This window comes from Kitasatospora sp. NPDC051984 (assembly GCF_044593455.1).
GTDB lineage: Bacteria > Actinomycetota > Actinomycetes > Streptomycetales > Streptomycetaceae > Kitasatospora.
Window position 1 is genome coordinate 1 of record NZ_JBIUCB010000022.1, and the last position, 19084, is coordinate 19084.

The 19084-nt window shown below is 72.6% G+C and carries 21 protein-coding genes and 1 pseudogene; 12 read left to right on the forward strand and 10 right to left on the reverse strand.

Annotated features, from left to right (window positions below):
- Nucleotides 1-132 precede the first annotated feature (132 nt).
- Nucleotides 133-1278, reverse strand: coding sequence for a galactokinase (galK, locus tag ACIHEI_RS30060; protein WP_396608911.1), 1146 nt, complete (start codon nt 1276-1278; stop codon nt 133-135).
- Between the two features lie 131 nt (nt 1279-1409).
- Here galK and ACIHEI_RS30065 point away from each other — a divergent pair, with 131 nt between their 5' ends.
- From ACIHEI_RS30065 to ACIHEI_RS30075, 3 genes and pseudogenes are all read left to right on the forward strand, one after another.
- Nucleotides 1410-2192 carry a DeoR/GlpR family DNA-binding transcription regulator gene (locus ACIHEI_RS30065; protein WP_387635410.1) on the forward strand — a complete coding sequence of 261 codons (783 nt, stop codon included), beginning with the start codon at nt 1410-1412 and terminating at the stop codon, nt 2190-2192.
- A gap of 181 nt (nt 2193-2373) precedes the next feature.
- Nucleotides 2374-2825, forward strand: a pseudogene (locus ACIHEI_RS30070) (DUF6879 family protein).
- 251 nt (nt 2826-3076) lie between these two features.
- Complete coding sequence (locus ACIHEI_RS30075; RefSeq protein ID WP_396608912.1) at nt 3077-3439, forward strand: Scr1 family TA system antitoxin-like transcriptional regulator; 363 nt, start codon at nt 3077-3079, stop codon at nt 3437-3439.
- Nucleotides 3440-3455: 16 nt separating this feature from the next.
- Here ACIHEI_RS30075 and ACIHEI_RS30080 read toward each other — a convergent pair whose 3' ends face one another.
- Entirely contained in the window at nt 3456-3839 is a 384-nt protein-coding gene (locus tag ACIHEI_RS30080; protein ID WP_396608913.1) for a hypothetical protein, read from the reverse strand.
- A gap of 140 nt (nt 3840-3979) precedes the next feature.
- Between ACIHEI_RS30080 and ACIHEI_RS30085 the strand changes: the two genes are divergently transcribed.
- The 3 genes from ACIHEI_RS30085 (at nt 3980) to ACIHEI_RS30095 (ending at nt 6511) form a co-directional block, all read left to right on the forward strand.
- Nucleotides 3980-4507, forward strand: coding sequence for a hypothetical protein (locus tag ACIHEI_RS30085; RefSeq protein ID WP_396608914.1), 528 nt, complete (start codon nt 3980-3982; stop codon nt 4505-4507).
- A 79-nt stretch (nt 4508-4586) separates the two neighbouring features.
- Entirely contained in the window at nt 4587-5855 is a 1269-nt protein-coding gene (locus ACIHEI_RS30090) for a sensor histidine kinase (protein ID WP_396608915.1), read from the forward strand.
- A complete protein-coding gene (locus ACIHEI_RS30095; protein WP_396608916.1) occupies nt 5840-6511 on the forward strand; it encodes a response regulator in 672 nt (223 codons plus the stop codon). Before ACIHEI_RS30090 ends, ACIHEI_RS30095 begins: the two co-directional genes overlap by 16 nt.
- Nucleotides 6512-6564: 53 nt before the next feature.
- Here the strand turns inward: ACIHEI_RS30095 and ACIHEI_RS30100 are convergent, their stop codons facing one another.
- From ACIHEI_RS30100 to ACIHEI_RS30110, 3 genes are all read right to left on the reverse strand, one after another.
- Nucleotides 6565-6936: a hypothetical protein gene (locus tag ACIHEI_RS30100; protein ID WP_396608917.1), complete on the reverse strand. Its 372-nt coding sequence runs from the start codon at nt 6934-6936 to the stop codon at nt 6565-6567.
- Nucleotides 6937-7099: 163 nt separating this feature from the next.
- A complete protein-coding gene (locus ACIHEI_RS30105; RefSeq protein ID WP_396608918.1) occupies nt 7100-8275 on the reverse strand; it encodes a glycosyltransferase family 4 protein in 1176 nt (391 codons plus the stop codon).
- A 47-nt stretch (nt 8276-8322) separates the two neighbouring features.
- Entirely contained in the window at nt 8323-9981 is a 1659-nt protein-coding gene (locus ACIHEI_RS30110) for a glycosyltransferase 87 family protein (protein ID WP_396608919.1), read from the reverse strand.
- 172 nt (nt 9982-10153) lie between these two features.
- Between ACIHEI_RS30110 and ACIHEI_RS30115 the strand changes: the two genes are divergently transcribed.
- From ACIHEI_RS30115 to cutA, 3 genes are all read left to right on the forward strand, one after another.
- Nucleotides 10154-11023, forward strand: a complete 870-nt coding sequence (locus ACIHEI_RS30115) for a helix-turn-helix domain-containing protein (protein ID WP_396608920.1) — start codon at nt 10154-10156, stop codon at nt 11021-11023.
- 233 nt (nt 11024-11256) lie between these two features.
- Nucleotides 11257-12111, forward strand: coding sequence for a carbohydrate-binding protein (locus ACIHEI_RS30120; protein WP_387635383.1), 855 nt, complete (start codon nt 11257-11259; stop codon nt 12109-12111).
- 254 nt (nt 12112-12365) lie between these two features.
- On the forward strand, nt 12366-12695 hold the full coding sequence (cutA, locus tag ACIHEI_RS30125) for a divalent-cation tolerance protein CutA (RefSeq protein ID WP_396608921.1): 330 nt from the start codon (nt 12366-12368) through the stop codon (nt 12693-12695).
- A gap of 31 nt (nt 12696-12726) precedes the next feature.
- Here cutA and ACIHEI_RS30130 read toward each other — a convergent pair whose 3' ends face one another.
- On the reverse strand, nt 12727-13371 hold the full coding sequence (locus ACIHEI_RS30130; protein ID WP_396608922.1) for a hypothetical protein: 645 nt from the start codon (nt 13369-13371) through the stop codon (nt 12727-12729).
- A gap of 210 nt (nt 13372-13581) precedes the next feature.
- On the opposite strand from ACIHEI_RS30130, the gene lepB reads away from it, so the two are divergent.
- Both lepB and ACIHEI_RS30140 read left to right on the forward strand, forming a co-directional pair.
- Nucleotides 13582-14253, forward strand: a complete 672-nt coding sequence (lepB, locus tag ACIHEI_RS30135; protein WP_396608923.1) for a signal peptidase I — start codon at nt 13582-13584, stop codon at nt 14251-14253.
- A gap of 10 nt (nt 14254-14263) precedes the next feature.
- On the forward strand, nt 14264-14671 hold the full coding sequence (locus tag ACIHEI_RS30140) for a DUF3224 domain-containing protein (protein WP_396608924.1): 408 nt from the start codon (nt 14264-14266) through the stop codon (nt 14669-14671).
- Nucleotides 14672-14720: 49 nt separating this feature from the next.
- Here the strand turns inward: ACIHEI_RS30140 and ACIHEI_RS30145 are convergent, their stop codons facing one another.
- A complete protein-coding gene (locus tag ACIHEI_RS30145; protein ID WP_396608925.1) occupies nt 14721-15938 on the reverse strand; it encodes an aminotransferase class V-fold PLP-dependent enzyme in 1218 nt (405 codons plus the stop codon).
- Between the two features lie 483 nt (nt 15939-16421).
- On the reverse strand, nt 16422-16916 hold the full coding sequence (locus tag ACIHEI_RS30150; RefSeq protein WP_396608926.1) for a GNAT family N-acetyltransferase: 495 nt from the start codon (nt 16914-16916) through the stop codon (nt 16422-16424).
- 75 nt (nt 16917-16991) lie between these two features.
- On the opposite strand from ACIHEI_RS30150, the gene ACIHEI_RS30155 reads away from it, so the two are divergent.
- Complete coding sequence (locus ACIHEI_RS30155) at nt 16992-17735, forward strand: dienelactone hydrolase family protein (protein WP_396608927.1); 744 nt, start codon at nt 16992-16994, stop codon at nt 17733-17735.
- On the opposite strand, the gene ACIHEI_RS30160 is transcribed toward ACIHEI_RS30155, so the two are convergent.
- Both ACIHEI_RS30160 and ACIHEI_RS30165 read right to left on the reverse strand, forming a co-directional pair.
- Complete coding sequence (locus ACIHEI_RS30160; RefSeq protein ID WP_392944903.1) at nt 17730-17897, reverse strand: hypothetical protein; 168 nt, start codon at nt 17895-17897, stop codon at nt 17730-17732. The two genes, ACIHEI_RS30155 and ACIHEI_RS30160, sit on opposite strands and share 6 nt — an antisense overlap.
- Before the next feature lie 9 nt (nt 17898-17906).
- Entirely contained in the window at nt 17907-19019 is a 1113-nt protein-coding gene (locus ACIHEI_RS30165; RefSeq protein ID WP_396608928.1) for a hypothetical protein, read from the reverse strand.
- Nucleotides 19020-19084: the final 65 nt, after the last annotated feature.

Consider the following 19084-nt stretch of genomic DNA (forward strand, 5'->3'; position numbering starts at 1 on the left):
AAACGCTCGGCTGGGAAACCCCAGCCGAGCGCCTGCATAAACTCATCGCAGCCTAAACAACCGACCACGTGTTGCAACGACCCCTAGAAACCACCAAGTTCCCGGGCGGGGCTTCGTGCTTCTCTCTGTTTCCTACTTGACGCGGTGGGCGCCCTGCGACGGGACCGCCGGGAACACGTACGGGTCGACGAACCCGGCCCCGGCGAACGCGGCGCGTACGGCCTGTTCGACGGCGCCCAGCCGGTCGGTGTCGACCAGGGCCAGCACCGAACCGCCGAAGCCGCCGCCCATCATCCGGGCACCCAGCGCGCCGGCCGCGTTCGCGGCGGACACCGCCAGGTCGGTCTCCGGGCAGGACACCCGGTAGTCGTCGCGCAGCGAGGCGTGCCCCGCGGTCAGCACCGGGCCGAGCGCCCGCGGCTCGCCCGCGTCCAGCAGCCGGATGGTGTCCAGCACCCGCTGGTCCTCCGTCACCACGTGCCGCACCAGCGGCCGCAGTTCGGCGGGCAGCTTCTCCTCGGCCGCCGCCAGCTCCGCGATGCCGATGTCGCGCAGCGCCCGCACGCCCAGCATTCCGGCCGCCCGCTCGCAGCCCGCCCGCAGGGCGGCGTACGCGCCGTCGCCCAGGTCGTGCTTGACCCGGGTGTCGATCACCAGCAGCGACAGGCCGACGGCGGGCAGGTCGAGCGGCACCTGGCGGCCGGTAAGCGTCCGGGTGTCCAGGAAGAACGCGTGACCGGCGACGCAGCAGCTGGACGCCATCTGGTCGAGCGCGCCGCACGGCACACCCACGAAGTCGTTCTCGGCGCGCTGGGCGAGCAGCGCCCGGATCGGGGCGTCCAGGCCGAGACCGAACAGCTCGTCCAGGGCGATCGCGGTGGCGCACTCCAGCGCCGCCGAGGAGGACAGGCCCGCGCCGGTCGGCACGTCCGAGGTGAACGCCAGGTCCGCGCCGCCCACCGGGTGACCGGCCTGCGCCAGCGCCCAGAACACGCCCGCCGGGTACGCCGCCCAGCCCGGCACCGCGCCCGGCGCGAGGCCCTCGAGGTCCAGCTCGGTGACCTTCCCGTCGCCCTGCACGCTGGTCAGCCGGATCCGGCCGTCGGTGCGGCGGCGGGCCGCGACCCGGGTGGTGTGCGGGAGCGCTGCCGGCAGCACGAACCCCTCGTTGTAGTCAGTGTGTTCACCGATCACATTGATCCGGCCGGGCGCGGCCCACACGCCGTCGGGGGCGTCACCGTAGGCGGCGGCGAAGGCTTCGGCGGCGTCGGTGGTCATCGGGCAACTCCAGCGGGCAATCGCGGGTCTGGTGAGACAGTCAACACATTCAAACACACAGCACCAGACCCGAACAGCGTCCAACCCGTCGACTATGCTGGCGGCTCCCCAACACCCCGGCGGAGGACCAAGTGACCGACGGCGTACTGCTCGCCGCCCAGCGACGAGCGCTGATCCTGGACCAGGTACGCCGGGACGGAGCCGTCAAGGTCGCCGAACTCGTCGACCGGCTCGGCGTCTCCGACATGACCGTCCGCCGCGACCTCGACGCCCTCGCCCGCACCGGCGCCGTCCGCAAGGTCTACGGCGGAGCCGTCGCCCGCACCGCCACCGCCGAGGAACCGGCCTTCGAAGCCAAGTCCGGCCTGGAGACCGACACCAAGGCCGCACTCGCCGAAGCCGCCGCCGCCCAGGTCCAGCCCGGCAGCGTGGTCGCCCTCTCGGCCGGCACCACCACCTACGCCGTCGCCACCCGCCTGCTCGACATCCCCGGCCTCACCGTCGTCACCAACTCCCTCCCCGTTGCCGAACTCCTCCGCACCCACACCGCCGAGGACGGCCCCGACCTCCTCCTCACCGGCGGCGCCCCCACCCGCTCCGCCGCACTCGTCGGCCCCCTCGCCGACCAGGCCATCCGCTCCCTGCACGTCGACCTCCTCATCATCGGCGCCCACGGAGTCAGCGAACACGCCGGCCTCACCACCCCCAACCTCGCCGAGGCCCAGACCAACCGCGCCCTCATCGCCTCCGCCCACCGCACCGTCGCGGTCGCCGACCACACCAAATGGGGCATCGTCGGCCTCAGCAGCTTCGCCGCCCTCACCGACCTCGACTGCTTCATCACCGACCACGAAATCCCGGCGGACGCCCGCGTCAGCCTCACCGAATCCTGCGGCGAGCTGCTGATCGTCTGAGCTCGCCGGCCAACACCAAGGTGTGGCTAACGGGAGCAAGTCCGAGCACGTTCATGGTGCGGTGGTGAGTTGCGCGGTCCCAGGCGCATGATGCAGTTCTTCCCGGAGGTGAACGGTGGCAGCAGTCCCATCGCTTGAGGATCTGCTGCGGACCTGTACCCGCTCGGCTCTCCACCTGGAGATGCGCGACGGATACATGCGGGACGACCCCCTGTTCCTCCGCTGGCTCGGCGGACAGCGCGACGATCCTGCCGACCGCCCGTCGTGGTGGAGCCCCTGGTTGCAGCTCATCGAGGAGACAACGAACCGCGGCGTTGAGGTGCTGCGCGCGCGGGTCGTCTCGGAACCGGTGAGTGAGTACATCCGGTTCGAGCACGAGATCACGTTCCGGAACCTCGCCGCCGGCGAACAGGTCAGGTGGCTTCCCCGTCGGCAGGCGACCGGCCTGGCACTTCCGGGAACGACTTCTGGCTGATCGACGGACAACTCCTCCTGGTTCACCACTTCAGCGGTGACGGCGACTTCGTGGACGAGGACCTCATCACTGATCCGCAGACCGTGAAGCTCTGCGCCTCCGCCTTCGAGGCCGTCTGGGAACGGGCGGTCCCGCACGAGGACTTCCGGCTGCGCTGACCGTGTCCGCGTCGTCCAGCGTTCAGCAAGCCAAGCAGGCCCTCGGCCAGCGTCTGCGCGACATCCGGCGAGACTCCGGACTCCAGCGCACGGGCGCTGGCCGAAGCTGCTGGGTGGCACGAATCCAAATGTTCCAAGATCCAGAGCGGCCGGGTGATGCCCTCCGAGGCCGACTGCGCACCTGGACCGCCATCTGCGGCGTCCCGCACCAGGCCGCCGACCTCGTCGCGACGGCCCGGAACATCGAGGGAATGTACGTCGAGTGGCGACGCCTGGAGCGCGCCGGCCTCAAACGGGCTCAGGAGTCCGTACGCCCACTGTTCGGGCGCACGCGACGGTTCCGGATGTACCAGTCGTGGGTCATCCCCGGCCTTCTCCAGACAGCGGCCTACACACGCGAAGTGCTGAGCACGATCGTCTCGTTGCGCAGCACTCCCGACGATGTCGACGAAGCTGTCGCCGTCCGCATGGAGCGGCAGGAGGTGCTGCACACGGGCGACCACCGGTTCGCTTTCCTGATCGAGGAGTGGGTGCTGCGGACCGTCATCGGCACCCCGGACATCCTCGCCGTCCGGCCGGCCCCGCGTTCGAGATCGGCCGTGTCCCGTTGCTGAGCCGGGCTCGACCGGCTCAGCTCAGGAACGCAACCACCAGCGGGTCCGACTCCGGCGCGATGTAGTCGCAGGTCGAGGATTCGGCGTGCCAATGATGGCTTGCATCCGCCTCGGCGGCGAAGCCCTCGATGTTGTCGGTGAGGAGGTCGAGAGCTTCCCGTCCTCCCTCGATCCGCAGGATCTGGCCGTCCGTGACGATCGAAACGGTGTCGCGCTCCGGATCCTCCCGGAACGCGATCCCGGACAGCGACCGCTCGTAGGGAGAGGGGTCCCGGTTTTCCGAGAGATCGCAGCTTCCGGTCTTCCCCCGCAGCAACTGCCCGAGCGCCAGGAGCCCTTGACGCGTCCCGGAGAGTTCGAGCTCTCTGGTCTTCCCGCTGTACAGAACCTGCAACGTCATGCCCCCTCCGACCTGCCGATCTTACCGATCACCAGGTGGGATCGTCCTGCCGGTCCTCGGCCCCGGTCGGGTCCGAGGAGTTTGCTCGACGTTGCGGACCGGGTCACGGGCTGGTGGCTGCCCGTGATCGAATAAGGGGTATGGGGGACGAACGAAAGCACTACGGGCCGCTGGAAAATCTCGACGGACGCTGGGCCGTGGGGGATTCCACGCTGCTGGGCGGCCGCTGGGTGGAACTGCGGGCGGACGGCATGGTGCTGCACGTCGGTGACGCCGAGGGTGAGTTGATCGACTGGTCCCGGGTGACGTCCGGGATCCGCATCCAGGTCGGGCGCTTCGCGCGAGGAGGCGGCGACGCGGCCGATGGTGGGTTCGACTACCCGTGGCCGTCGAAGCGGCCCGGTATCGGCCATCTCTTCCTGACCCTCCGCGACCCGGACGAGAGCCGCAGGCTGACCTTCAACCGGCATCCGGAGCACTACAAGAGCGAAGAGGTGCTGCTGGCCGCCGAGTTGATGGCCTCAACGGTCGCCGCCGGCGAGGCCCACCGCCTCGGCGACCCGGAGTGGCTCGACCGGGCGGTCACCCGGGTGGCGGGAATCACGGGGTGGACGATGCGTTCGGTGCCTGCGGAGTTGGTGAAGGAAGCCCTGGAGCGCGAGGACTGACGGGCCCGGCGGTCCGGTTGCCGTCGTGCCTGGTCCGGCTGGGTAGAGTCGGGTGCGAACGGCAAGGGGAGGCGCGCGGATGGACGTCGCGGTGTGGGCGGCGGTGCGGCGGCGGCCCCTGGGGTTCTTGGTGTCCGGGTGGCCGTGGCGGGTCTGGGCGTTGTTGGTGAGCGGTGCGGTGCAGGGTGTGCTGGTGCTGCTGGTGCTGGCCGTTGGGGTGGTGGTGGGGGTCGCGCTGTCGGTGGTCGGGGTCGGGCTGCTGGTTCTGGCCGGGACGGCCGTTCTCGGGGTGCCGGTCGGGGCGGTGGAACGCCGACGGCTGCGGCTGGTCGAGCCGGCTCAACTCGCCGATCCGCACCGGACGGTGGCGCGGCGTTGGCTTCGCACCCGGCTGCGCGAGCGGGCGACCTGGCGTGAACTCGGGTACGCCGCAGTGCAGTCGACGGTCTTCACCGCTGTCGGGCTGGTCTTCGCGGCGGGGATCGGGTTCAGTCTGCTCCTGCTGGCCGCGCCGTTGTTCATCTGGGCGGTGAGCCCGGACACCGTGATGCTGCTGCCCGGACGGGCGGTCTCGGGGCCGGTGGACGGGCTCGCGGCCAGCGCCGTCGGGCTGCTCGGGCTGGTGGTCGCGGCGTACAGCGGTGCGCTGGTGGCCGGTGCGCAAGTCAGGCTCGCCCGGCTGCTGTTGGGCCTCCGCGACGAGGACCTCGGGGCGCAGGTGGTCGAACTCACCCGCTCCCGGGCCCGGTTGGCGGACGCGTTCGAGGCCGAGCGGCGCCGCATCGAGCGAGACCTGCACGACGGAGCGCAGCAGCAACTCGTCGCCCTCGGCATGACGTTGGGCCTGGCCGAACTCGAACTGCGCGGCCAGGACATCCCCGCCGCCGCACTCGTCACCCGGGCCCGCGGCGAGGCGCGCCTCGCGCTCGACCAGCTCCGCACCCTGGTCCGCGGCATCCACCCGCAGGTGCTCACCGATCACGGACTCCCGGCCGCCGTCGCCGAGTTGGCGCTGCGCCACCCGGTGCCCGTGCTGATCGATCTCGACCTGCCGCGCCGGCTGCCCGGACCGGTGGAGAGTGCCGCGTACTTCATCGTCACCGAGGCGCTCACCAACGCCGCCAAGCACAGTGACGCCGACGAGATCGCCGTCCACGGCACGCTGGACGGTGACATCCTGGTGCTGTCCGTCACCGACAACGGCCGCGGCGGCGCCGACCCCGCCGCCGGCGCCGGCCTGCAGGGCCTCGCCGACCGGGTGGCCATCCTGAAAGGACGCCTGACCGTGACCAGCCCCACCGGAGGGCCGACCCGCCTGCGCCTGGAGGTGCCGTGCTCCGGATCGTGATCGCCGAGGACGCCGTCCTGCTCCGGGCCGGCCTCGTCGAACTCCTCACCCGGCTCGGCCACCACGTCATCGCCTCCGTCGGCGACGGCGAACAGCTGATCCGGGCCGTCGACGAGGACCGCCCCGACATCGTCGTCACCGACGTGCGGATGCCCCCCGAACACCGCGACGAGGGCCTGCGCGCCGCGCTCCACCTGCGCGAACGCCACCCCGGTCTCCCCGTCCTGGTGCTCTCCCAGTACGTCGCCACCGCCTACGCGACCCGCCTGCTCGGCGCCGCCACAGCGGACCAGGGCGGCCTCGGCTACCTGCTCAAGGACCGCGTCATGGACGTCGCCGACTTCACCGACGCGCTCGAACGCGTCGCCGCCGGCCGGACCGTCATCGACCCCGAGGTCGTCCGCATCCTGCTCGCCCACCGCACCGCCGACGACCCGCTGCGCCGCCTCACCCCGCGCGAACACGAAGTCCTCGCGCTGATGGCCGAGGGGTTCAACAACCAGACCATCGCCCAGCGCCTCACCGTCACCGAAGCCTCCGTGGTCAAACACGCCGGCAACATCTTCATGAAACTCGACCTCGACCCCACCGAGGGCAACCGCCGCGTCCTCGCCGTCCTCGCCTACCGCGACCGCGAAGGAGCCGACACTGCTTGACGCATCCGGCTGCGGCGGCGACCCGGGCGCGGAACGGGCGAGGCCGACCGCGCTCAGGCTGCGGCGACGCCGGGATCCTCGTCGCCGTCATCTGAGGAGCCGCCCCGCTCGTAGCCCGTAACGGGGACAACGCGTCCGTCAGCAAGGGTCCTCGTGTGCCCCGCTACCGAGTGCTTGACGGGGGATGTCCGTGGCTCGTTCACAGCTGCGGGGTCGGCGACCCACCCGGCGTCCTCGGCGTCTTCGGCGTCTTCGGTGGCGTTCTGTTCCTCTGCCTGCTTGGCGACCGCGACAATGATGGTCAGGGCCGCGACCCCCAGGGCGGCACCGGCGGCGAGGATCTTCCCTCTGTGCTTCCCGTACAGGTTCTTTGCCTTCGCAGCGAAGGAAGTTGGCTCGCCGTCCTCGGGCGTGGAGTCATTCACGCACACACATCTACCGGAACATCCCGCTCCTGTCAGGAAATCACCCGACATCGCTGGGGCGGGACGCGGTCGGTGATCCGGCTCGACGGCAGCCGGTTCGCGGTGGACGCGGCCAAGGGGCTCGGAGGCTCTTCACACCTGGAGGTGGTGTTCCGGTTCCACCTCACATGCCAGGCGGCTGCTTCGCGCCGGGCATCTCCGGCTGACGGGCCGTCGCTTCACCGGCGAGGAGGGCGTTCAGGTGGGCGGCGGAAGCGTCCCAGGACCATGCCTGCTGGACCCAGTTGCGGCCGGCGCGGCCGAACTCGCGGGCGTGGGACGGGTCTTCGAGGTAGGAGGCGATGGCGTCGGCGATGGTGGAGATGTCTCGGCCGTCCACGACGAGGCCGGTGCGGTGGGGGAGGACGGCGTCCGGGGCGCCGCCCGAGTGTCCGGCCACGACCGGGAGTTCGGTGGCGGAGGCCTCCAGGAAGACGATGCCGAGACCCTCCGCCTCCAGGCCCGCGCGGCGGGTTCGGCACGGCATCGCGAAGACGTCGGCGGCCGCGTAGAACCGGGCGGTGTCGGCGTGGCGGTGGCCGCCCGCGAAGACCACCGCGCCCGGGGCGTGACGTTCGGCCAGGCCGCGCAGGCGGGTCTCGTCCGGGCCCTGGCCGACCAGGAGGAGCGTGGTGCCCGGAACACGGCGGCGGATCAGCGGAAGGGCGCGGATCAGCATGTCCTGCCCCTTGCGGGGTACCAGCCGGGCCACGCACAGCACCACCGGGGCATCCCAGAGGCCGAGTTGCTCGCGTATCGTCCGGCGCGCGGTGGGTGAGGGGCGGAACAGCGTCGGATCGACGCCCGGGACCAGCCGCTCGAGCGTCGCCTTCGGTCCCAGCGCGGGGCCGATCCGCCGCCGGGTGTACTCGCCGAGGTACGTGACGACGTCGCAGTGCGTGCCGATCCGCCGCAACAGGCTCCGGGCCCCGGGCGTCCGGGCCCACCAGATCTCGTGCCCGTGCGTGGTGGCCACCAGCCGTTCCACACCGCCGCGCCGCAACGCCGGCGCCATCGCGGCGAGCGGGGCCGCCGCCCCGAACCACACCCGGTCACACCCGTGCGCCCGCGCGATCTCCACCGCCCGCCGCGAGACCCGCCCCGTGGGCAGCAGCATCCGCGACCGATCCCGAACCACCGGGAACGGCAAGGTCGCGTCGTACGCCTCCGCGCCCGGCTCGGCCGAGGTGTAGACGACCACGTCGTGGTTCGGCACCCGGACGGCCATCGCGTGGACGAAGGTCTCGATGCCGCCCTGCCTGGGTGGGAAGTCGTTGGTGACGATCAGGGTGGTGGGCATGGGTGCCTCGCAGGAGAGTTGAGAGGGGTGGAGGGCAGGGGCGGTGGTCAGGAGTGGCGGCCGGCGGCCACCGGTTCGCGGGAGGTGGGGCGAGCTTCGGCGGTCGGCGAGGAGTTGGTCGCGAGCGGCGCCGGCCGGCGGACTGCGTTCTGCGGGACGGGAGTTGACGTGCCACCGCCGGACGGTCGGCCGCAGGCGAGGCGGGTGAAGACGGCCAGGAACAGTGGCAGCGCCAGGTACCCGAAGCGTCCGGCCGGTGCGAGCAGGAACGCCACGGACAGCCCGACCGCCAGGCGGTCGGCGGCGGCCACCGCCGTGGTGGGCGGGCGGCGGACCAGGGACACGGCCACCGCGCCCCCGCCGAGCAGGAGCAGGGCGAGTGCCAGCCACCAGCCGCCAGCGCCGAGTTGGGCGAGCAGGCGTCCCGGCAGGGGGCTCGCGGCGGGGGTGCGCCAGTCGCCGAGGCCGAGCGGGAACTCGAACACCTGGCGCACCATCGGGCCGGGCGCCAGCACCAGCCACGGCGCCACCAGTGCGGTGGCGACCGTCACCGCGACACCGGCGCAGCGCCGGGCGGCTCGTCGTCCGGCCACGGCCCCGAGCAGGGCGACGGCCACCGGAACGGCCGGCCAGGCCGTCCACTTCATCGCACACGCCAGCGCCAAGGCGAGCCCGGCACCACCCGCGTGCCGGCGCGACGCGAGGGCGAGCGCCAGGCAGAGCAGGCCGGTCATCGGCAGATCGACCCCGCTCACCGCCAGCGGCAACGCCACCACGGGCGAGGCCGCCAATGCGACCGCGCCAGGCGCCAACGACGTCCGAGCGTGGGGAGGTTGAGAGGCAGGCGACCCGCCCCCGGTCGAGCTACCCGGTGCGAAGGGAGCTCGGCCGAGCCGCCGCAGGGCGGACAGCCCCACGATCCGGCCACCAGCTGATCCCGCCATCGGCACCAACGGACGCCGGGCGGCGAGAAGTTGAGTGCCGAGGAGCGTCCGTCCCCGGCGAAGCGCCTGCGACGCGCCCCCCGCCGTCGCTGATCCCGCCGTCGGCACCAACGGACGCCGGGCGGCGGAAAGTTGAGTGCCGAGGAGCGTCCGCCCCCGTCGCAGCGCCTGCCACGCGCCCCCCGCCGTCGCTGATCCCGGCATCGGCACCAACGGACGCCGGGCGGCGAGAAGTTGAGTGCCGAGGAGCGGCCGTCCCCGGCGCAGCACCTGCCACGCGCCCCCCGCCGTTGCCAGGAACGCCACCGCGCACCACAGCCGCGGGTCGCCGAGCGCGGCACCCGCGCCGAGCAGCCCTCGCGGCAGGCCGAAGGCGGCCATGGCAGGCAGGTAGGGGGTCAGGTCCAGGACGGAGGCGGGGGACTCGAGGTACGGCGAGCCGTGGGCCAGCAGCTCCGTGCCGGCCCGGCCGATCACCGTGACTTCGCTCTGGCCCTCGCCCGAGCGGACGGCCAGCAGCAGGGGGAGCAGCCCGGAGACTCCGAGTGCCAGCAGAGCGGAGGGCAGACGGAAGTCGCGCCGGGGCGGCAGGACGAGGACGGCGGCCAGCAGGTAGCCGACGGCCGCGACGGTGCCCCAGTCGCGGTGCGGGCCGAGTGGGGAGACCAGCGGGAAGGCGGCGGCCCAGGCCGCGCAGAGCAGCCAGCCGGCGGGCCACAACCAGCGGCGGTTCCAGCGAAGTTGGCGCGGAGGAGTGGTCACCCGTCCATTTCAGTCGGCGGACCGGGAGGCGTCAGCGGGGCCAGGTCGAGAGTTGATGGTCGACTTTTCCCTACCTGTCACCGGGGGCCGGCACCCGGCGACGGAAGGCGCCGCCGGCTGCGATGGTCTGGACCACTGGACGGTTCGAGGGGAGTCCGCGCACACTGGCGCGATGACGCTCCGACCGCCCGCCGGCCTGGAACTGCACGACCTGGACGTGCCCGATCCCGGGTTGCTGCCGTTCGCCGCCGGTAGTTTCGACTCCATCGGGCCGCTCTCCAAGGCGGACTTCCCGCACCGGCACTCGTTCTACGAACTGGTCTACGTGACCAAGGGGAGCGGGACGCACATCGTCGATCTCACGGAGTACCGGATCGAGCCGCCGGTGCTGTACGTGGTGCTGCCGGGGCAGGTGCACCACTGGGTGCGGGCGCGGCAACTCGACGGCTGGGTACTGCTGTTCAACGAGGACTTCCTGCACCGGCACCCGGAGGACCTGGCCCTGCTGCGGTCGCTGGCCGGTGCCACCGCGTCCCGGCCCACCCGCCAGGGGCACGGCGAACTCTCCCGGCTGCTGGCCGAGTTGAGCGCGGAGTACCGGGCCGGTCTGGACGGTGGACTGGGGGTGCTGCAGGCGCTGCTGCACGTCCTGCTGGTGCGGGCACTGCGAGTGGCGCGGCAACGCGAGGGTGTGGACGGGGCGTTGGTGCCGCGGGCGCCGGTGCATCCGCTGATGGACCGGTTCGCCCGGCTGATCGCGGAGTCGGACCGGGCGGACCGCTCGGTGCTCGCGCTGGCCCGTGAACTGGGCGTCTCCGCAGGGTACTTGCACGAGGTGGTGAAGGAATCCACCGGCCGCACCCCGGCCCGGCTGATCCGCGAGCAGCAGACCCTGGAGGCCAAACGGCTGCTCGCCACCACGGACATGACGGTCCGTCAGGTCGCCATGGCGGCCGGATTCTCCGATCCGGCGTACTTCTGTCGCTTCTTCCGGCGTGAAGTCGGCCGTACGCCGGGGGAGTTCCGCGAGCGGTCCGCATGATCGGCGCGCACCGTCAACACAACCGGCGTGCACCGTCAACGATGGGTAAAGCTCGGCTGAGGAATGCACCACGTCCGGCGGCCCCCGTCCATCGACGGCCCGCCCGGCAGGGCCTAGCGTCTGTGGCACCCCACAGCGTCGCCGCGCGGGGACACCCGACCTCTCCAGGTGTCATGTCCCTCCCAGGGGGATCCGCGCGGGCGGCGTCCGACGAAGCAGCCGAACGGAGAGCCATGTCCACCCCCCACAACCCCCTTGGCGACCGTCAGATCAGCCGCAAGAGCCTGCTCAAGGCAGCCGCCCTCGCGGGCGCCGTGCCGGTGCTGATCGGTGGCGGAACCGCCCTGGCCCGCGACACCGCCGCCGCCGGCGGAACGGCCCCGCTCACCCCCAACTGCCACGACGGCGACGCGCCCACCGGCGAGCAGATCGAGGGTCCCTACTTCAAGCCGGGCTCCCCGCTGCGCACCAACCTGGTCACCTCCGGCACCCCCGGGGTCCCGCTGACCGTCAGTGGCTACGTGTTCGGCCGCAACTGCGCCCCCATTTCCGGCGCGCTGCTGGACTTCTGGCAGGCCGACACCAACGGCACCTACGACAACAGCGGGTACACCTTCCGCGGCCACCAGTTCAGCGACGCCAACGGCGCGTACACGCTGACCACGATCGTCCCCGGCCTCTACCCCGGCCGCACCCGGCACATCCACGTCAAGGTGCAGGCCCCCGGGCAGCCGATCCTCACCACGCAGCTGTACTTCCCGAACGAGCCGCGCAACGCCACCGACAGCATCTTCGATCCGGCGCTGGTGATGACGGTCCAGCAGGTGGGCAACGGGCGCCAGGCCAGCTTCGACTTCGTGCTCAACGTCAACGGGACGCCCAGGCCGAGCAGCAGCCCGACCGGCAACTCGCCCAGCCCGAGCCCGAGTTCCTCCCCGGGCGGGACCACCACCTGGCAGGCCGGTGCCAGCTACAAGGTCGGCGACCAGGTCACCTACAACGGCGTCACGTACGTCTGTATCCAGGCGCACACCGCCTTCGCCGGCTGGGAGCCCCCGAACGTCCCCGCCCTCTGGACCCGCCGCTGACCGCGCCCACCCCCACGAGGGGCGGTCAGCGGCGACAGCCGCCCCAGGTGGCTGACAGCCAACCGAAGCGGCGGCGCGGCCCGCACTCCCGGGAGGGGAAAACCGGGAGTGCGGCCGTCGACCGTCAAGCGCCATGGCGGCCCGAGCGCGGGGTGCCCGAGCCGCCATGGCGCGTCACGGCCGGAGACACCGGCCGCCGAAGCCACCACCCGAAGCAACCCAGTGCCTCCCTCCCGCCCCCGTAGGCTCGGCCCATGACCGAGCCCCAGCACCTGGTGGTCACCACCACCCACGAGGACGAGGACACCGCCCGCGCCCTCGCCACCACCCTGGTCCGCGAACGCCTCGCCGCCTGCGCCCAGGTCCACGCCATCCGCTCCGTGTACTGGTGGGACGGCGAGCTCCAGGACGCCACCGAGTGGCGCATCGACCTCAAGACCAGGGCCCCGCTCGCCCAGCAACTCATCGACCGGATCGGCGAGTTGCACCCGTACGACACCCCGGAGGCGATTGCCGTGCCGATCACCGCCGGGGCGCCCGGTTACCTGGCCTGGCTGGACACGGAGACTGCCGCGGCCGGTTGAAGCGGTCGCGGTGCGCCGCGCCGGTACCGCCTCACAGTGGCTCGCTGTGCCAGCGCTCGAAGGTGCGGCGGCCGCGCCCGGGCAGGTCGGCGCGGCCGGTGGACCAGAGCAGGGTGGGCCACCGGTCGGTGTCGGCGGGTGCTTCGGGGAACAGCCGGGCCAGTGCGCGGTCGCACAGGTCGGCGGGCGGGTGCCAGGGCAGGCCGAGGGCGGCGGCCACGTCGTGGGTGTGCACCAGGGTCTCCACCACACCCATCGCCGCGAAACCCTCCGGGTCCGACACCCCGTAGGAGTGGAACGCGCGGACCTGCGGAGCCGCTGTCCGGACCATGGCCGCCAGCAGCCCACCGCCGGCGTCCAGCGCCTGCAACAGGCCCGTGGGGCCGACGGCGCGGTCCACGAAGATCACGCTCGCTGGTCCTTCCGGACGGTCGCGCTGCCAGCGCAGCGGCACGTAATCGTCCAACGGGGGCCGGGCGGGCGCGAGTTGGGCCGCGTAGGCGAACAGCCCGTCCGCCAGGTGCTCCAGGGTCTCCCAGCAGTCCCACTCCAGCCCGAAGGCTGTGGTCCGCCAGTCCGCGGTGAGCGCGTCCGTCAGGGTTGCGAGCGCGAGTCGGACGGCCTGATCGACGTCGGCCGCCGCGACCGGCGTCCGCGTAGGACGAGATTCCGTCAACGGCCCGGGATCCAGGTGGTGTTGTGACATGGACGCACACTAACCGAGGTCCCTCGGCCTCCCGGGCCGGTGCCTCGGACTTGCCGGGGTGCGCAGTGGGCTGATCCCGCCCGCTACACTCCCGAACGCCCGGACGAATCCGCCCGGGCGTTCGGCAGGTTCGGCACAGCGGCGGGTGCGTAAAAGCGGGGATGGGGCAAGCTCGGCAAGGTGGCGCTGATCCTGGGGATCCTGGGCGCGCTGCTGGCGACCGGCGCGGTCGGGTACGGGATCCACCTCGGGCCCCGGCGGGTCGTGATCAGCTCCGGGGCGATGAAGCCCACCTACCAGCCCGGCCAGGTCGTGGTGGTGACGGCCGTCAAGCCCGAGCAGGTCAGGCGCGGGGACGTGGTGGTCCTCCGCTACGCCATTGAACCCGGTTCGCCGGCCGTCGCCGTCCCGAAGCGGGTGGTTGCCCTCGGCGGCGACCACATCTCCCAATGCGGCGACCAGCCCGTGCAGTTGAACGGCGCACCGCTCGATGAGCCGTACCTGCGGGGCGAGGACGTCAACGGTTACCGCGGGGGCATCAACGGTTACCGCTGCTTCGACACCACTGTCCCCGACGGCCGAATGTTCGTGATGGGCGACGCCCGGTCGAACTCGATCGACTCCCGGACGTGGGGCCCCGTCCCGCTCGCCACGGTCGAATCCCGCGACCAGCCCGGCACCGTCCGCGCCATGGCGGCCGTCGGCGCGGCGGGCCTGCTCGGCCTGCTGGTCCTGGTGGCGGCCGCGATCCTCGGCATGGTGGCCCGTCGCCGGCGTCGTCCCGAGATCGTCGAGTACCCGGCCTGGGCAGTGGATACCGCAGGGAGCGGCACTGTCGGTGGCGGGTCCTAACATCGCATCCATGCGAGCATCAGGAACCTTCACCGTCCCCGAGTTCACCCCCGCGCCCGTCCCGGAGGGCGACATCAAGACCGCCGTCGGCGTCGGTGTCGCCACCATGCGCAAGGAGTTCCGGGGTGAGATCGAGGGCCGCTCCAGCACGCTGTTCACCTCGGCGTTCGACCACGCGGCCGGCATCGGGACGTACCTCGCCATGGAGTCCTTCGCGGGCCAACTGCACCACGCCGAAGGGACGTTCAACTTCGCGCACTCCGCCACCACGCTGGGCGCGGGCCGCGAGGGCGAGTACTTCGTGATCGTCCCCGGCAGCGGCACCGCCGGGCTGGCGGGCATCACCGGCACCGGCGGCATCGTCATCGACGAGGACGGCACCCACCGGATCCACCTGGACTACGAACTCCCCGCCTAGCAACGGTCGGTGGACCCGCGCTGCGCACTCCGCGCGGGTCCGGTCGGGCCTACTGGCGGTGCTTCGCGGCCCAGGTGCACAGCACCGGGACGCACTCTTCGGCGAAGTACTCGTAGTCCGCGGCGGTGTTGTACACGTGCGTGGAGAGCCGGAAGTAGCCCGTCCCGCCGAAGCTGGTGAACGCCGCCTCGACCCCGAACTCCGTTGCCAGCCGGTCGCGGAGGCCGTCCGCCTCCAGCCGGGTCCGCCCCATCCCGGCGGGCAGCTTGACCAGCCGCAGCGCGTTGACCGGCATGCCGACCTCCGCCGCGGCCGACTCCCCGGTGGCGGCGGTGAACGCATCGCCGATCAACTGCTGGGCGTAGTCGGCGAGTTCGGTCATGTAGTCGCGAGCTTGCGGCCAACCCCAATGCTCCGCAACGAAGTCGAGCGCGGTCGGCGCGGCGAGATAGCTCGTCGCGTCCACCGTGCCCTGGGTGTCGAAGCGCTCCGGGAAGGGCTCCTCCGCACCCCAGGAGTCGATCAACGGGTAGAGCGCGTGCCGGAGTTCGCCCCGAGCGACGAGCGCGGCCGTGCCGCGCGGCGCGCAGCCGAACTTGTGCAGGTTGCCGACCCACGCATCGCAGTCCAGGCCCGCCCGCGGATCCTCCAGCAGGCCGGGGACGTGCGCGGCGTCCACCAGCAGCGGGATGCCGCGCTCACGGGCGGCCGGGCCGATCAGGTCGATCGGGAGACGGCGCGCGGTGGCGGAGGTGATCTGGTCCAGCACGATCAGCGCCGTCCGGTCGCCGATCCCCGCCAGCACCGCCGCCGCGGCCTCCTCCGGCCCCGCCGCCAACGGCACGTGCACCGTTCGCACCGAGCCGCCCCAGCGCCGGGCCAGCCGGGCCGCGCCCATGGTGACCGCCCCGTACCCGTGGTCGGTGACCAGCACCTCCCCGCCCGGCCGGTGCGGCAGGCTGTTGTACACCGCGCTCGCGCCCGCACTGGCGTTCGGCACCAGGGCGGTGAACTCGGCCGGGGCGCCCAGGAATTCGGCGATCACGGCACGCGCCTTGGCGACCCGCCGGGGGAGCGCCGGGAACCACACCACCGGGGCGCGCTCCATTTCGTCCCGCAGGTCCTGCTGCGCGCGCTGCGCGGCCAGCGGAACCGCCCCGAACGAACCATGGTTGAGATGCCGCAACGACGGATCCAGCGACCAGCCGGCCGCGGCCGGCCGCCCGTCCTGGAGCAGCAGCGGCTTGGGGGCGACGACGATTCCCACAGTCCCTCTCCGATCCGGCCGCCGACGTCCTGACCCGGGAGCGGCCTGTCGCCACGATGCTGACACAGTGCCCGCCGGGCCCGACACGCGGGCTGCTCTGGCCCGTTCGGGTGGCTTCCCGTTGCGCCGTCCGGATGCGGCCGAGCGGGTGCCGCATGCTGATCGGACCCGACCCGCCCCGTCCCACGGGTGGGCCGCCGATCGAGAACGAGGATTCCCGCATGTTCCAGAAGTCCCAGCCGCCGGCCATCCCCGCCCCGCGCCGCCCGCTCGGCACCGTGCGCCCGCCCGCCCGGACACCCCGGCCGCCGCGCACCCGCCGCGAGCGCTGACCGCCCGGCCCCACTGACCGGCCCGCCCCCGGCCGACCCGTCTCCCGCGGCCGGGGCCGGGCCACCAAACCGCCGCCCGCGGCCGGCCCACCAAGCCGCCCGCGGCCGGCCCACCAAGCCGCCGCCTGCGGCCGGGCCGCCAACGAGTCGGCTACGGCTCGATCACCCAGTGGTTCGTTCGCAGCACCCGCCCGGCGAACACCACCTCGCGATCCCCGAGGAGCTCGAACCCGAGCGAGCGGCAGAGTGCGTTCGACGCGCCGTTCGTCGCCCCCGGGAACGCGTGCACCTGGCCCCAACGCCCGTCCGCCCCGGCCGCTTCGAGCACCTCGCGGACCGCCCGCTTGGCCAGCCCGCGGCCCTGGAACTTCGGCAGCACCATCCACCCGATCTCAGTGATCCGTTCGCCGTCCTCCTCGTGCGGCCACAGCGTCACCGTCCCGGCGACCACTTCGGGCCCGGCGCCGTCCGGCACGATCATCCGGACCCACCAGTCGTCCGCCGCCGTCCGCTCCACATCCAGCCGGACCTTGTCGGCCATGCCCTCGGCCGGCAGCGGCCCGCCCAACTCGGCCATCATCGCCGGGTCGCACCGCATCCGGACGTACGCCTCGGCATCCCCCGCCTCGACATTGCGCAACCGCATCCCGCTCGCCCCTTCCGCTCTGCCCGCAGCTAAGACCGTACCGAGCGGGCCCGACGGTCCGTACAGTCCGATCGCATGACGACGGTCACCACTCGCACAGTCCGCTACCCCGCCGACGGCCTGACCATGGTCGGCCACCTCGCGCTGCCCGCCGGCACCGGCCGCCGGCCCGCGGTGCTGATCGGCCCCGAAGGCCCCGGCCTGAGCGACTTCCAACGCGGCCTGGCCGACGCGCTCGCCGAACTCGGCTACGTGGCACTGCTGTTCGACATCAACGGCGGACGCTGGTTCGCCGACCCGCAGGAGATGCTGGCCCGCGCCCTCCCGTTGCTCGCCGACCCCGAGCGGATGCGGGAGATCGGCCGGGCGGGGCTCGACGTGCTGCTCGCCGAACCGCGCACCGACCCCGAGCGGATCGCCGCCATCGGCTACGGCACCGGCGGCGCCATCGCCCTCGAGCTCGGCCGCGCCGGAATCCCGTTGCGCGCCATCGGCACGCTCAACGCCGTCACCACCGGCCGCCCCGGCGAGTCCGCGAACATCCCCTGCCCGGTCTGGGCGGGTGTCGGATCGGAGGACCCGATCATGTCCGCCGACCGGCGCGAGGCCTTCACCGCCGAGATGCAGGAGGCGGGCGTCGACTGGCGTCTGACCGTCTACGGCGGCGCCCAGCACGCCTTCCACCACCCCACCGTCAACGCCGTCGTGCTGCCCGGCGTCGGCCACCACCCCCGTCAGGCCGACCGCGCCTGGCGCGACATGCTCGCCCTGCTGGCCGAATGCCTGCCCGTCACGGAGTCGGGCGATTCCGGCTCATGAGTGTTTGAGGAAGCGCAGGTAGCACGCGAGGAACACCAGCACGATGCCGACGTTCACCAGCAGCCGGGGCCAGAAGTGGTCCCGGAAGAACGCGAAGTCCACCCCGACGATCAGGCCGACCATCGCCAGCACGTAGAGCACCAAGCCCAACTGTCTTCCCATGCCTCCTTTCTACTGCGCCGGGCCGCGCGGGGGGAGGGCAGGCTCCGAGCGGTCCCGGAACGCCGGGTAGCCGGGCAGCTCGGGCACGTCCCACCCCGCGGCGATCTCGGAGAGCAGCAGCCGCATGGTGGCGGTGAAGGCCGGATATCCGGGCAGTTCGAGCGCGCTCGTCCAGCGGTGCCGCAGCACCTGGCGGCGGGTGGGCACCGGCCGCCGGGTGCGGTGCGTCCACCCGTCCTCGGGCAGCGAGCGGCGCAGCAGGTGCACCGTCGAGTCGACCGTCCAGACCACCACCGCCTGTGCCATCCCGGCCTGCCAGTGCGTCTCTTCGGCCAGTTCCGGATACTGCGTCACCACCTGGGACCGGTAGGCCTCCTCGATCCGCCGGGCCAGGTCGGCCGGCAGCCGGTGGACGCACCAGCAGCTGGAGAACGGCATCCGGCAGTAGGCGGCGGTCAGGAAGACCGACTGGTAGCCGGCCGCCTCGAAGTCGATCAGCCGCAGGCCATCCGCGGTGATCAGGTTGTTGTCGGGGCAGGTGTCCCCGGGGGTGAAGCCGGGGTACCGCTCGCCGCCGGCGGTGCCGACCGCGGTGAGCTCCTCGGCGAGCCCGGGCGGGGCGGTCAGGCCGCACTCGGTGAGCAGGTCGAGGAAGGCGTCGGCGTTCTGCAGCTGCCACGGCTCGTCCTCCCAGCTCGGCAGGCCCTGGGTGTGCTGCTGCCAGAGAGCCGCGAACTCGGCGCGTCGCGGCAGCGAAGAGGCCGCGAGCCGGCCCAGTCCGCGTGCCCACTCCAGCAGGCCGCGCTCGGCGGCCTTCGGATCGGTGCCCAGCAACAGGTCCGCCAGGGTGGGCGCGTCCCCCAGGTCCGCCATCACCAGCAGCCGCCGCTCGACGTCCGCGGCGAGCAACTCCGGTCCGGCCAGGCCGAGTGAGAGCCCGGCCGTCTCACCGGTGTAGGCGCGCCGTGCCTCGGGCTCGTCGGCGAACGCCTTGACGATCACGCTGCCGCCGGTGGCCGTCCGGCAGCGCAGTACGGTACTCCGCGAGCTGCCGCCGAGATCGACAGGGTCCCGGAGGGGCTGGCCCAGCAGCGCGCCCGCGGCGCGGATGATCTCGTCCACCCCGGCATCCTGCCAGCGCGCAGGTCCGGGCTCGACCCGATTTCGGTCCGGCTGTAGTTTCCCCA